The 14,289-nt window shown below is 41.1% G+C and carries 10 protein-coding genes; 8 read left to right on the top strand and 2 right to left on the bottom strand.

What is annotated here, in order from left to right:
* Positions 1-142: 142 nt before the first annotated feature.
* Complete coding sequence (locus QSE00_RS07195; protein ID WP_286105451.1) at positions 143-1,609, bottom strand: aminoacyl-histidine dipeptidase; 1,467 nt, start codon at positions 1,607-1,609, stop codon at positions 143-145.
* 73 nt (positions 1,610-1,682) lie between these two features.
* Between QSE00_RS07195 and QSE00_RS07190 the strand changes: the two genes are divergently transcribed.
* From QSE00_RS07190 to QSE00_RS07180, 3 genes are all read left to right on the top strand, one after another.
* On the top strand, positions 1,683-2,750 hold the full coding sequence (locus QSE00_RS07190) for a DUF3810 domain-containing protein (RefSeq protein WP_286105450.1): 1,068 nt from the start codon (positions 1,683-1,685) through the stop codon (positions 2,748-2,750).
* A gap of 184 nt (positions 2,751-2,934) precedes the next feature.
* Positions 2,935-5,883: an amidohydrolase family protein gene (locus QSE00_RS07185; protein WP_286105449.1), complete on the top strand. Its 2,949-nt coding sequence runs from the start codon at positions 2,935-2,937 to the stop codon at positions 5,881-5,883.
* Positions 5,884-5,896: 13 nt separating this feature from the next.
* Positions 5,897-7,195, top strand: a complete 1,299-nt coding sequence (locus QSE00_RS07180; RefSeq protein WP_286105448.1) for an amidohydrolase family protein — start codon at positions 5,897-5,899, stop codon at positions 7,193-7,195.
* Positions 7,196-7,262: 67 nt separating this feature from the next.
* Here the strand turns inward: QSE00_RS07180 and QSE00_RS07175 are convergent, their stop codons facing one another.
* Entirely contained in the window at positions 7,263-8,066 is an 804-nt protein-coding gene (locus QSE00_RS07175) for a DUF6503 family protein (protein WP_286105447.1), read from the bottom strand.
* Between the two features lie 72 nt (positions 8,067-8,138).
* On the opposite strand from QSE00_RS07175, the gene QSE00_RS07170 reads away from it, so the two are divergent.
* The 5 genes from QSE00_RS07170 (at position 8,139) to QSE00_RS07150 (ending at position 14,277) form a co-directional block, all read left to right on the top strand.
* On the top strand, positions 8,139-8,948 hold the full coding sequence (locus tag QSE00_RS07170) for a TrmH family RNA methyltransferase (RefSeq protein ID WP_286105446.1): 810 nt from the start codon (positions 8,139-8,141) through the stop codon (positions 8,946-8,948).
* 62 nt (positions 8,949-9,010) lie between these two features.
* On the top strand, positions 9,011-10,243 hold the full coding sequence (locus QSE00_RS07165; RefSeq protein ID WP_286105445.1) for a M48 family metallopeptidase: 1,233 nt from the start codon (positions 9,011-9,013) through the stop codon (positions 10,241-10,243).
* Positions 10,244-10,287: 44 nt separating this feature from the next.
* Positions 10,288-12,492 (top strand): RelA/SpoT family protein, encoded by a 2,205-nt coding sequence (locus QSE00_RS07160; protein ID WP_110358222.1) that lies wholly within the window; start codon positions 10,288-10,290, stop codon positions 12,490-12,492.
* 41 nt (positions 12,493-12,533) lie between these two features.
* Entirely contained in the window at positions 12,534-12,989 is a 456-nt protein-coding gene (locus QSE00_RS07155) for a Fur family transcriptional regulator (protein ID WP_110358207.1), read from the top strand.
* 16 nt (positions 12,990-13,005) lie between these two features.
* Positions 13,006-14,277 carry an adenylosuccinate synthase gene (locus QSE00_RS07150; protein ID WP_110358206.1) on the top strand — a complete coding sequence of 424 codons (1,272 nt, stop codon included), beginning with the start codon at positions 13,006-13,008 and terminating at the stop codon, positions 14,275-14,277.
* Positions 14,278-14,289: the final 12 nt, after the last annotated feature.

The following is a 14,289-nucleotide window of genomic DNA, read 5'->3' as shown; positions in this document are numbered from 1 at the left end:
TTTTTTTTGTTGATTCTCTTAAATATAAGAAAATTAACCGTAACAACCTATTAAAAACAACTCTCTTCCAACCCTGAACAGGTACGTATTAGGCTAACACCCCCAGATTAAACAACACCCTACAATATAAAGAGTTCCAGGTTTAAATCTTTTTATTGGGAATTTCAGAGAGTATTGCCAAAATAAACTTCCAAAATTTTTGTACCGAAGATATGCTGGCACGTTCATCGGGAGAATGGGCTCCTTTTATAGTGGGCCCAAAACTGATCATATCTACCTCCGGATAATTCTTTCCCAAAATCCCACATTCCAAACCTGCATGACAGGCCACTACCCTAGGCGCCTCATTAAAAAGCGCCCTATATTTTGTACGCAAAAGATCTAGGATAGCCGAATCAGGATTGGGATTCCATCCAGGATAGTCACCGCTTAAAGTTACCTTATACCCGGACTTCTCAAAATTACCTTTTAGACCCCTGGCCAATTCCATTTTACCGGCCTCTACGGAGGACCTGGTTAGGCATGCAATGTTTATTTTACCATCTCCCACCTCTACTCTAGCGATATTATTGGATGTTTCCACCAAATCCTTCATGGATTTGCTCATGGCGTAGACCCCATTTAGAGCTCCTTTAATAGCTTCCGTCAATGCCAGCTGATCATTGGACTCCATAACCATTTTTGGAAGATGAGCAGGCTCACAAACAATCTTTAAATTAGGCTCGGTTGTTGCAAATTCCTGCCTCAAATTATTGACCCAGTCTTTAAACAACCTGTCCAATTCATCTGAGTCTTTTGCTTTTATGGCCACAAAGGCGGTACTTTCCCTTGGGATTGCATTGCGCAAACCTCCACCGTCAATTTTGGAAACTTTTAAACCGAGCTGCTCCTGCCCCAACATCAAGAAAGAATTCATAATCTTATTGGCATTACCCAGTCCTTTATGGATATCCATTCCACTATGCCCCCCATTAAGTCCTTTTACCACTATTTTGTAGGCCTGGAAACCATCGCCAAGGGGAACTTCCGTGTAATTCCCTTTCGCGGTAATATCTATACCTCCAGCACAGCCAATGTCAATTTCATCATCATCTTCCGTATCCAGGTTCAACAAAAACCCACCTTTCAACAATCCCCCTTTTAGTCCCTTTGCCCCGGTCATTCCCGTTTCTTCATCAATTGTGAATAAGGCTTCCAAAGGTGGGTGGGAAATATCCTTGCTCTCCAATAAAGCCATAATGGTGGCCACCCCTAGGCCATTATCGGCCCCCAAGGTGGTACCCTTGGCCCTTACCCAATCCCCATCTACATACATCTCTATACCCTGGGTTTCGAAATCGAAATCCGTATCGGCATTTTTTTGATGTACCATATCCAAATGCGACTGTAGAATTACCGTCGTCCTATCTTCCATACCCACCGATGCCGGCTTCCTGATGATCACATTCCCAACAGCATCCTTGATGGCCTCAAGACCAAGGGACTTTCCAAATTCCAACATAAATTCTATTACGCGTTCCTCATGTTTGGAGGGTCTAGGAACAGCATTTAGATCTGCAAATTTATTCCAGATACTTTTTGGTTCTAAAAGTCTTATCTCCTTATTCATAAATTAATGATTATGAGTCCAAAAATACAGATAGAAAAACAACCATGCTAGATAATTGGCTATTTTTGGCTTGATGAAAAATAAAATCAAAAATCTTACCGCATTTTTATTGGTACCACAAGTAATCCTGGTAAAATGGCTGGGGCAATACCCTGAAGTTATAGAAACTTATTACAGTACAGGGATATATCCTTTTCTATCCGGATTTTGGCGGACTTTTCTGGGATGGGTTCCTTTTTCGGTAGGGGATATACTGTACGCGCTTCTAATCATCTTGGGAGCTAGGTATATCATTGTGAACAGAATGTCCATCAAAAAAAACCTAGTAGGGTTTATTCGGGACATTGCTATGGTCTTATCCGTTGCATATTTTACTTTTCATCTTTTATGGGGATTAAATTACTATAGACAACCCCTTTCAAAATCCTTGGAACTGGGAGACAAACACAGCCAGCATGACTTGGTAAATTTTGTGGACCAACTTGTGTTGAGAACCAATGAAACCCAATTCAGGATAACCTCCGATACCAGTAAAATGGTTCAGATTCCCTATACCAAGAAACAAATTATGGACCTTACCCTAAAAGGTTACGAAACCCTAAAAATTAAAATCCCTCTTTTCACCTACCAGCACCCAAGCTTAAAAAAATCCATTTTCAGCACCCCTTTGAGCTATATGGGTTATGGCGGCTATTTAAATCCGTTCACCAATGAAGCACAAGCCAATAGTGCACTACCAAATTTTAGATTTCCCGTTATATGTGGCCATGAAATAGGCCATCAATTAGGATTTTCCGCAGAAAATGAAACCAATTTTATTGGTTATTTGGCAACTGTTGGCAATGAGGATATTTATTTTAAATATTCGGCATACGCCTATGCCCTGAGCTATTGTCTGAATGAACTCGCAAATAGGGACTTAAAGGAATTTAAGCGCCAATACAACAAACTGAATCCCGGTGTGAAAAAAAATTACAAAGAAGTGGCCGAATTTTGGGAAGCGCATGAAAATCCTTTGGAGCCCGTTTTTAAATCTATATTCAATACTTTTCTAAAGGCCAACAATCAGAAAGACGGTATTAAAAGTTACAATGCCGTTGTGACCTTATTGATCAATTATTACCGCAACAACCCGATCTAGGGGATATGTACATTACAACGTTTAGGAGTCCCATTACTGTGCAGCAGCTTGTGGACAATGGAATAATGGATCTTCAATCAAAAATCCAAGACTGACTTAAATGATATAAAAAGTTTAAAACAACATTGATATTCCTATGGGATACATTATTTTTAAACCCGTTTAACAAAGAATACTATTAAATATGAGAATACCATTTTATGTGCTTGTTACACTTTTTTACGGGTTGTCGCTTTCTGCCCAGGACTACTTTCCCATAAATGACGGTGTAAAAGCGGAAAACAACAATTTTACCGCATTCATAAATGCCAAGATCCATATAACACCAACCAAGGTATTGGAAAAAGGGACATTGCTTATTCAAAAAGGAAAAGTAATAGAGACAGGGAAGAACGTACAACTTCCCAAAAATACAGTACTGATAGATCTAAATGGAAAATCCATATATCCTTCATTTATTGATATTTATTCCGATTTTGGAGTATCGAAACCCAAACCAGCGACCTCCGGAGGACGTTCGGCACAATATGGCCCCTCAAGGGAAGGGTATTACTGGAACGACCATATAATGCCGGAAAACGATGCAATTTCCAATTTTAACTACGACCGTAAAAAAGCGAAGGAATTGCGGGAAGCCGGTTTTGGGGTTGTAAACACCCATATACAGGACGGAATTGCGCGGGGCAACGGCGCCTTAATATCATTGAACGATATCGGCAATGATTCGGATAGGGTTTTGGCCGATAAATCGGCTCAATACTTTTCATTGACCAAAAGTGTGGCCAAACGGCAAGCTTATCCCACTTCGCTAATGGGTGTCCTGGCCCTGTTAAGGCAAATGTACTTTGATGCCGATTGGTACGCCCAAGGTAACGTAACCACCAAGGATCTTTCCTTAGAAGCTCTGAACACCAACAAAAGTTTAGTTCAAATAATTGAGGCCAAGGACAAAGACAACATATTAAGGGTGGATAAGATCGGAGATATGTTCAACATCAATTATACCATATTGGCAGGTGGGAATGAATTTGAAAGTGTCGCCGAAATCAAGGCCACCAACGCCAACTTGATAGTTCCTATCAACTTCCCGGACCCCTATGATGTTTCCGACCCCTATTTGGCGAATCATGTAAGCCTGGAAGATATGCGTTATTGGAACCAGGCACCCACAAACCCTAAAGTCCTTGCAGAAAACAACATTACTTTTGGCCTTACACTTCACGGTCAAAAATCCACGTCCGCTTTTAGAAAAAATTTATTAAAGGCTATAGAATATGGCTTATCAAAAACAGAAGCTTTGGAGGCGCTTACTACGGCCCCTGCACAGATCTTGGGCAAATCCAACCTAATCGGTTCCTTACAAAGTGGAAGTCAAGCCAATTTTTTAATTACCTCGGGGGATATTTTCGAGGAGGAAACCGTACTCTATGAAAATTGGGTCCAAGGCCAGAAGCATATTATCAAGGACAAGGAACTCATAGATATTCGTGGAAACTACAATTTAGCGGCCGGGGAAAAGGTGTATCAATTGTCAATTACCGGGGATTTTGACCAACCCAAGGCCGAGGTGAAGGAAGGAGAGGACAAATTGACTTCGAAAATTGAATATGGCGATAATTGGCTTTCAATTTCCTTCAATTCCAAAAGTGGTGACCAAGTATTTAGATTATCGGGAATGGCAACTTCCAGTTCCGACATTCTTAAAGGCAAACTTTTACTCCCCAATGGCACCGAAACAACCTTTAAAGCCACGAAAACCTCGGCATATCCGGAAAAGGAAAAAGATAAATCCTCGGAAAAACCGAAAGTAGTGCCTATAACTTTCCCCAATATTGGTTATGGCTATTCTCAGCAACCCAAACAAGAATCCGTACTGTTTAAAAATGCTACGGTTTGGACCAGTGAGGATGAAGGAATCTTGGAACACACAGACGTACTTGTTAAGAACGGTAAAATTGCCAAAATCGGTGTCGACCTCAAACTAAGTGGGGCAACGATAGTGGACGCCACAGGGAAGCACTTAACGGCAGGTATTATTGATGAACATACACATATTGCCGCCTTATCCATTAATGAATCCGGTCAAAACTCCTCTGCAGAGGTAAAAATGGAGGATGTGGTAGATTCGAAGCACATTGGCATTTATCGGGATTTGGCTGGTGGCGTAACCTCTGCCCAACTACTGCACGGTTCTGCCAATCCTATTGGTGGACGATCCGCTATTTTAAAGTTAAAATGGGGCGCCAATGCGGATGGGATGATCTACGACAACTCCCCTAAATTTATAAAATTTGCCTTGGGTGAGAATGTAAAGCAATCCAACTGGAACAGTTATAGCAGGTTTCCACAGACTAGGATGGGTGTGGAACAAACATTTATAAATTATTTCCAGAGGGCCAAAGAATATGACCTCAAGAAAAAGAGCGGACAGCCTTACAGGTTTGATGAAGAGATGGAAACCTTGGCTGAAATAATTAACGGGGAACGATTTATAAGCTGTCATTCCTATGTACAGAGCGAAATTAATATGCTGATGAAAGTTGCAGAGAAATTCAACTTCAAAATAAATACGTTTACCCACATATTGGAAGGTTATAAAGTAGCCGATAAAATGGCCGAACACGGTGTGGGGGCATCGACCTTCAGTGATTGGTGGGCTTATAAATTTGAAGTAAACGATGCTATCCCCTACAATGCAGCTATCATGCAAAGTCAGGGTATTACCGTTGCCATAAACAGTGATGACGCAGAAATGTCCAGGCGATTAAATCAGGAGGCTGCCAAAACTGTCAAATATGGCGGGATGACCGAATTGGAGGCATGGAAAATGGTCACGATCAATCCTGCCAAACTCTTGCATATAGATGATAGGGTGGGCAGTATCAAAGAAGGAAAAGATGCGGATCTGGTGCTTTGGAACAACAATCCTTTGTCCGTTTATGCCAAGGTGGAAAAAACCATGATTGAGGGGGCTGTATATTTCGATCTGGAAAAAGACCAACAACAAAGGGAAGCCATAAAAAGAGAAAAGTCCTTATTGATCAACCTTATGCTCAAAGAGAAGGACAAAGGCGGCCCTACCCAGGAACCGAAGAAAAAAATCCAAGAAGAATTGCACTGTGATAGCCTTTAAAACCAAGATTAAGATGAAAACTTTTAGAATCACCATAGCACTTGTCCTGTTATCTGCAACGATTAAAGGAACCGCACAACAAACTCCTGCCGGGGTACAGAAAGAGGCCTTTAGCATTGAAGGTGCTGTAGCCCATTTGGGAAATGGCGAAGTAATAGAGAACTCCCTTATCATGTTCGAAGGTGGGAAAATTTCTTTTGTAGGCGATGCCAAGACCAGAATTGCCAGAAAGGGAACAATTATAAAAGCAGACGGAAAACATCTTTACCCTGGCTTTATTGTAACATGTGCCTCCTTGGGACTGATAGAGGTAGATGCTGTTAGGGCCTCCAACGACAAGGATGAAATTGGGGAATTAATACCCCATGTAAGAAGCCTAATCGCCTATAACGCCGAGTCCAAAGTTGTGGAAAGTATGCGACCCAATGGGGTGCTTTTGGGACAAATATCCCCTAAAGGCGGTACCATTTCCGGAACCTCTTCCGTTATGCAATTCGATGCATGGAATTGGGAAGATGCCGTTATCAAGGCCGATGACGGAATACATCTATCGTGGCCAAACAGTTTTAAACTAGGTCCATTTTCCCAGGGCCAGGGCCGTAGATACCAACCCAATCAAAATTATGCCAAGGAAAAGGAAAAAATTATAAGCTTTTTAAAAAATGCCCTTGCCTATGGCAAAAGTGCTGTATCCGAAATCAATCCGGCATATGCGGCTACCCAAGGTCTGTTCAACGGAGCTCAAAAGCTTTATGTATATGCCGATGGTGAAAAGGAAATAATGGATGCCATTGTCAAGACCAAAGATTTAGGGATAAAGAAAGTTGTCCTGGTAGGAGGATATCAAGCCTATAAAATCACCGAGTTCTTAAAAGAACATGATATATCCGTGTTGGTAAGGGCTCCCCACAACCTGCCATCCTCGGACGACGACGACTACGACCTCCCATATAAACTGCCCAAGATATTGTTAGATAGCGGGCTATTGGTTGCTATGCAAAACGCCAGCGCGAAAAATTTTCAAAACCGAAACCTGCCATTTTATGCCGGACAGCTTGTACAACAAGGACTTTCCAAAGAAAAAGCGCTCCAAATGATTACACAGAATCCCGCGAAAATTTTGGGTATAGACCAAGAATACGGAACCTTGGAAGTAGGCAAAAGTGCCACACTGTTTATTTCAGAGGGTGATGCGCTGGATATGCGTACCAACCAATTAAGCAGGGCCTTTATTGACGGAAGGGATATTTCACTGGAAACACACCAAACGGAATTATGGAGAAGATACATGGAAAAATATAACGGAAAATAACCTTAGGCAGACAAAAAAAAGGGGTGAAAACAGTTTGTTTTTCACCCCTTTTCCTATTTAATGAGTACTACTCTTGTACTTTTCCTTCTACAAATATTCCGTTTTCAGGTTTTGAGAAGAAACCTACGGGTTTGGCCTGTTCACTATATTCAATTTCTTCATATACCACCGGTTTTTTAGGCTCTTTGATCGTTCGTCCCTCAGAACTGTACCAAGTCAATGCTTTGGGAACCTTAAGGCCATTTACATCCGTCCAATCGTGATAACCAATCCAGCTTACATTATCGGAACGTTCTCCGCTCCTGTAACTGACCGTATAACCAAGCCAAGCCATTTTATACGTTTGGGGGTCATAGTGCAAAAAGTATTCATCTTTGTAGGAGGCCCCGATGCCCGATTTGAAGCTTACGGCAATACCGGGATAATTGACACCTTCATAGACCAAGTCCTCCGTTTCATCGTAAACAATTCCATTATCCCCCAATACAAAAGGCATATTGAAAAAATAAGACCTAAGATTGTGATAAAATACAGGATCCCCCTTAAACGCATTTTCTTCGTTCAACAGCCAAACCTTATCACCATCAAACCCAAGGGAAAATAGTGGTGCGTCCACCCTATCCTTTCTGGTCTGAAGATCCATGGTATGCAGCTCCTCCCCTAATTTGAAGGCCAAAGTCCTCTGATTTCTCCAGGCTGCCAGCCCCCCATGGGCCTCAAAAAGCTTTATGATCGATTCTGGATATCTTTCCATGTTAACCTTTACAGCAGTCTTGGGTTCGGCCAATTCCACCTCAACTTCCTTTGTTTTGCTCTCCATCTTACAGGCTAGCGTACTGCCCAATAGCAATAATACAATTACATATCTCATCCTACTTATTTTAGTTGCCCCTTTGGTCGTAAAACCATAATTAAGTTAACATAATATATTATTTTTGCACCAATGAGCTATATAAAAGAGATTAGCAGTATTCACAACCCTTTGGTAAGGAGTACAATATCATTAAAGGAAAAATCCCGTGAACGAAAAAAAAATGGGCTTTTTATTATTGAAGGCATCAAGGAGTTACAGCTGGCAGTGAAGGGAGGCTATACCCTAAAAACCATTCTTTTCTATCCAGAGCTCGTTAACCGAAACGCTATTATGGAATTGGTACATGGAATTTCACCTACCCCGGAAATAATTTCCATATCAAAAGATATATTTCAAAAATTGGCTTACAGGGATACTACCGAGGGCATATTGGCCGTAGCAGTAAGCCGGGAGCATACCCTGGAGTCTTTAAAATTTAAAAACGACAATCCCCTTGTTTTAGTAGCCGAAGCCCCTGAAAAACCAGGTAATATTGGTGCCCTCTTACGGACAGCCGATGCTGCCGGCCTGGATGCCGTTATTATTGCCAATCCGAAAAGTGACCTGTACAACCCAAATATAATCAGGTCCAGTGTTGGATGTGTATTCACCACCGATATAGCAATGGGATCCACACCCGAAATTATCCAATTCTTAATTGGTCGCAATATTAATATCAACTGTGCAGCCTTAAGTGCCTCCAGGCCATACACGGAAATAGATTTTACCAAGGGCACGGCAATTGTGGTAGGTACAGAGGCTACAGGGCTATCCGAGCAATGGCTGAAGAACGCAACCCAAAATATTATAATTCCCATGCATGGAGAAATAGACTCCATGAACGTCTCCGTATCGGCAGCAATACTTATCTTTGAGGCAATTCGGCAAAGGGGATTTTAAGTAAGAACCTGTATCCGCAATACGGCAACATAAAACAATATAGAAATCCATTAATTTTTTAAATGAACAGTAGCATCCTATTTTATATCATAATAGCCATTTTGTTGATTCAGTTTATCATTGAAACCGTGCTGGAATATTTAAATGCCAAACGCTATACAGATGTTGTCCCTAGCGAATTAAGCGACGTTTTCGACAAGGAGGAATACAGAAAATCTCAAGAGTACAAAAAAACCAACTATCGTTTTGGGATGGTGAGCACTGTCTTCTCACTAAGCCTTACCTTACTATTTTTAATTTTGGGGGGATTTGAATGGATAGACACCATTGCCAGGAGTTACGGTGACAACCCTATTGTGATCGCCCTTATTTTTTTCGGAATAATTATGATAGGCAATGATATTGTTACAACCCCCTTTTCCTATTACCACACATTTGTAATAGAGGAAAAATTCGGTTTCAACAAGAGTACCAAAAAATTATTCTGGACGGATAAATTTAAAGGTTGGATTATGATGATGATTCTTGGAGGTGGAATACTGGCATTGATCATCTGGTTTTTTCAGTGGGCAGGTACCAACTTCTGGGTTTATGCCTGGGCTCTCATAAGCGTTTTTTCGCTTTTCATGAACCTTTTTTACAGTCGACTAATCGTACCCCTTTTCAACAAACAAACGCCTCTGGAAGAAGGCAGTTTAAAAAGCAAAATCGAAGCTTACGCCAAAAACGTGGGATTTGAATTAAAAAACATATTTGTGATAGATGGCTCAAAAAGATCGACCAAGGCCAATGCTTATTTTTCTGGATTTGGCAAGGAAAAGAGAATAACCCTATACGATACCTTGATCAACGATCTTGAGGAGGACGAAATTGTAGCGGTGCTGGCACATGAGGTGGGACATTATAAAAGAAAACATATCATTTTTAATTTATCGGCCTCCATTTTGCTTACCGGTCTTACCCTCTTTATTCTATCCATCTTTATAAATAATCCAGAGGTATCTTTGGCTATTGGCGTTTCGCAACCTAGTTTTCACGCAGCGCTTATAGGTTTTGGAATACTATACAGCCCAATATCGGAATTTACAGGATTGATCATGAACGCCATGTCCAGGAAGTTTGAATTTCAGGCAGATGATTTTGCAAAAAAAACCTTCGCCCCCAAACCTCTTATTACCTCCTTGAAAAAATTATCCAAGAACAGCCTAAGTAATCTTACGCCTCATCCCGCTTATGTTTTTGTTCATTATTCACACCCGCCCTTGATGTCTAGAATTCAAAATTTAAAGGCATAATTTTTGTTGTCTACTACCATAGTTTATGCTATTTTTAATTTATGATGACCGAAGCTGCAATAGAGAAAGAAAACAAGGAAATTGCGAAGCAATATAAGGAACTGCTCCGTATAAGCTATCAAAGCCTTACCGATGAGGATAAGAAATTGATACGCTCGGCCTTTGATATTGCCGTAGATGCGCATAAAAATCAAAGAAGAAAATCGGGGGAAGCATACGTTTTCCACCCCATAGCGGTAGCAAAAATCGTGGCTTCCGAAATGGGTCTGGATGCAGTTTCCATTGCATCCGCACTACTTCATGATGTTGTTGAGGACACTGAATACACCCTAGCGGATATTGAACGCTTGTTTGGCGAGACCGTTGCACGGATCGTAGACGGACTCACTAAGATTGCCCACCTGAAAAAGGATATGAACATTTCCCAACAGGCGGAGAATTTTAGAAAAATGCTCCTTACCCTTAATGACGATGTACGGGTTATCATTATAAAGATAGCGGACAGATATCACAATATGCTCACCATGGATTCCATGCCCGAGCACAAACAAGTGAAGATAGCCTCCGAAACCTTGTACATATACGCACCTTTAGCGCATAGAATAGGGCTTTACAATATTAAAACGGAACTGGAAGATCTCAGTCTTAAATATACTGAACCCGATGTTTACGACGACATATTAGGTAAAATTGAAGAGTCCAAAGAGGAACAACAGGCCTATATAGACGCTTTTTCCGGCGTGATAAGCGACTCGTTGGACAAAGAAAATCTCAATTACTACATTAAGGGCCGGATGAAATCCATCTTCTCCATTCGCCGTAAAATGAAGGTACAGAATGTATCCTTCGATGAGATTTATGACAAATTTGCAATTCGGATCATATACAAATCGGACCGGCATAACGAAAAGTTTTTGGCCTGGAAAATTTACTCTATTGTTACAGATCACTTCACCCCCAACCCTGTTCGTTTAAGGGATTGGATTTCATCCCCTAAATCTACAGGTTATGAAGCCCTGCACATCACTGTGATGGGACCAAAGGGCAAATGGGTAGAAGTTCAGATCCGGAGTGAAAGAATGCACGAAATTGCCGAAAAAGGCTATGCCGCGCATTTCAAATACAAGCACGGCAATCAGAAAGAACAGGGCATTGAGGAATGGCTCAACAAACTACAGGAAGCCCTGGAAAATGCAAATACCAATGCGGTCGATTTTGTAGAAGAATTTAAACTAAACCTTTATTCCAAGGAAATTTTTGTATTTACACCCAAAGGAGAACTAAAATCCCTCCCCAAAGGGGCCACGCCTTTAGATTTTGCCTTCAATATACATACTGAAGTGGGTATGCATACCCGTGGGGCCAAAGTAAATGGCAAACTGGTTCCCTTGAATACTACCTTGCAAAGTGGTGACCAGGTAGACATTCTTACCTCCGACACTGCCAGACCCAGTCAAAGTTGGTTGGATTATGCCACAACGGCCAGGGCCAGGTCTAAAATAAAATCCTCCTTAAGGGAAGAAAAGAAATCTACGGCCATGGAGGGCAAGGAAATCCTTAGGCGTAAATTAAAATCCCAAAAAATTAGCCTTAACGAGGATACCATAAACAAGTTGGTGGTATTTTTTAAGCTCAAGACGAGTCTGGACTTGTTCTATAGGGTGGGCATTGGTGCCATTGACAACCAAATGCTAAAAGATTTTGCGGCCTCCTATAGCAATGCTTTTATAACCTTCTTTAAAAATAAGATAAAAAGAACCCCGGTTCCTGAAGATATCCATAAGGAGGAGATTACCTCAAAATATGACACCCTTGTCTTTGGCAAGGAAGAGGACAAGTTGGAGTATAAATTATCCCAATGTTGCAATCCCATACCGGGAGACGAGGTATTCGGATTTATCAGTGTTAACGATGGGATTAAGGTACACAAGAAAAATTGCCCCAATGCCATTTCCCTTCAGTCCAACTACGCCTATAGGATCATATCGGCCAAATGGATCGATTCTTCCCAAGAAGAGTTTACAGTGGAAATAATGCTTACCGGGATAGATAATATAGGGTTGATCAGTGAAATTACCGAGGTAATCTCCGGCAACTTACATGTGAATATGAGGAATATTAATTTCAGTACGGATGGCGGAACGTTCTCGGGAAGAATCACCCTTGTTGTAAAAAACAATGCTATTCTTAAAAAAGTTATAGATAATCTAAAGCGCATTAACGGCATCGATAAAGTATCCAGAATTTAAATTTTAACTGTACATTTGTACCCTAACGCTGGGTAAATGCTATGGGCGAAAACAAGAATCAAGAAATAGTCAAAAATGTCTTCACCACTTTTCTGGAGGAAAATGGTCACAGAAAAACACCTGAGCGCTACGCAATCTTACAGGAGATCTACGATAGTGAAGAACATTTTGATATAGAATCGCTCTATATCACCATGAAAAATAAAAACTATCGGGTAAGTAGGGCCACATTATACAACACAATTGAACTTTTATTGGAGTGTAAGTTGGTCCGTAAGCACCAATTTGGAAAAAATCAGGCCCAATACGAAAAATCTTATTTTGACAGGCAGCACGATCATGTTATCCTTACGGATACGGGTGAGGTTATGGAATTTTGCGATCCACGTATTCAAAGTATAAAAAAGACCATTGAGGAGGTTTTCAACATTAAGATCAATACACACTCGCTCTATTTTTACGGAACACGGAACAAAGAAGAAAACAAGAATAATTAATCCAATTACATATAGAATGGCAGTAGATTTACTACTAGGACTCCAATGGGGAGATGAAGGAAAAGGGAAAATAGTTGATGTTTTAACAAAGAACTATGATATAATTGCACGATTCCAAGGTGGACCCAATGCAGGCCACACCTTGGAATTTGATGGTATAAAACATGTTTTACATACCATTCCTTCAGGAATATTCCACAAAACCGCGGTGAACATTGTTGGCAACGGGGTGGTTATAGACCCGGTTATCTTTAAAAAAGAATTGGATAATCTTAAAAAGTTCAATCTAGATATTAAATCAAAATTATTTATTTCTAGAAAGGCCCACTTAATTTTGCCCACCCACCGTTTATTGGATGCCGCTTCCGAAACTGCCAAGGGCAAGGCCAAAATTGGATCTACCTTAAAAGGTATTGGACCCACCTATATGGACAAGACCGGAAGGAACGGTATGAGGGTAGGCGATTTGGAATTCTCGGACTGGAAAGAAAAATACAGGATATTGGCCAACAAACATGAGGCCATGATCAGCTTTTACAATGTTGAGATCCAATATGACCTAAAGGAATTGGAGGCAGACTTCTTTCTGGCGGTGGAAGAACTAAAAAAATTAACCTTTATTGATAGTGAAGAGTATATTTTCAACGCTCAACGTGAAGGTAAAAAAATACTGGCGGAAGGAGCACAGGGATCCTTATTGGATATCGATTTCGGAACCTATCCTTTTGTAACCTCGTCCAACACTACAGCAGCGGGGGCATGTACAGGTTTGGGGGTAGCACCCAATAAAATTGGTGCGGTGCTGGGTATTTTCAAAGCGTATACCACCCGTGTGGGCAGTGGCCCGTTCCCTACAGAACTTTTTGATGAGGACGGCGCAACCATGGGTAAGGTTGGCAACGAATTTGGCGCAACCACGGGAAGACCAAGACGTTGCGGATGGTTGGATCTAGTAGCACTCAAATACGCCGTTGAAATCAATGGGGTTACGGAATTGATGATGATGAAAGCAGATGTACTAAGTGGATTTGAAAAACTAAAAGTATGTACTGCCTATAACTATAAAGGGGAACAAATAAAGCACTTACCTTATAGTATAGAACCGGAATACGTGACACCGGTCTACACGGAAATGAAGGGATGGGCAAAGGATTTGACCAAATTGAGCAAGTCCGATGAACTTCCGGACACCTTAATGGATTATATAAAGTTCTTGGAAAAAGAACTGGAAGTCCCCATAAAGATTGTTTCGGTAGGGCCGGATAGGACCCAGACCATATATCGATAAGCAAAAGCCATC

Origin of the sequence: Arenibacter flavimaris (genome assembly GCF_030291335.1) — a bacterium.
GTDB lineage: Bacteria > Bacteroidota > Bacteroidia > Flavobacteriales > Flavobacteriaceae > Arenibacter.
Note: the sequence above shows the minus strand (reverse complement) of the source record. Positions and strands in the feature narration are given on the sequence as shown.

Excerpts from the sequence above, each read along its gene's own strand:
- QSE00_RS07195 (WP_286105451.1), bottom strand. The coding sequence starts at position 1,609 with ATGAATAAGGAGATAAGACTTTTAGAACCAAAAAGTATCTGGAATAAA.
- QSE00_RS07190 (WP_286105450.1), top strand. The coding sequence starts at position 1,683 with ATGAAAAATAAAATCAAAAATCTTACCGCATTTTTATTGGTACCACAA.
- QSE00_RS07185 (WP_286105449.1), top strand. The coding sequence starts at position 2,935 with ATGAGAATACCATTTTATGTGCTTGTTACACTTTTTTACGGGTTGTCG.
- QSE00_RS07180 (WP_286105448.1), top strand. The coding sequence starts at position 5,897 with ATGAAAACTTTTAGAATCACCATAGCACTTGTCCTGTTATCTGCAACG.
- QSE00_RS07175 (WP_286105447.1), bottom strand. The coding sequence starts at position 8,066 with ATGAGATATGTAATTGTATTATTGCTATTGGGCAGTACGCTAGCCTGT.
- QSE00_RS07170 (WP_286105446.1), top strand. The coding sequence starts at position 8,139 with ATGAGCTATATAAAAGAGATTAGCAGTATTCACAACCCTTTGGTAAGG.
- QSE00_RS07165 (WP_286105445.1), top strand. The coding sequence starts at position 9,011 with ATGAACAGTAGCATCCTATTTTATATCATAATAGCCATTTTGTTGATT.
- QSE00_RS07160 (WP_110358222.1), top strand. The coding sequence starts at position 10,288 with ATGACCGAAGCTGCAATAGAGAAAGAAAACAAGGAAATTGCGAAGCAA.
- QSE00_RS07155 (WP_110358207.1), top strand. The coding sequence starts at position 12,534 with ATGGGCGAAAACAAGAATCAAGAAATAGTCAAAAATGTCTTCACCACT.
- QSE00_RS07150 (WP_110358206.1), top strand. The coding sequence starts at position 13,006 with ATGGCAGTAGATTTACTACTAGGACTCCAATGGGGAGATGAAGGAAAA.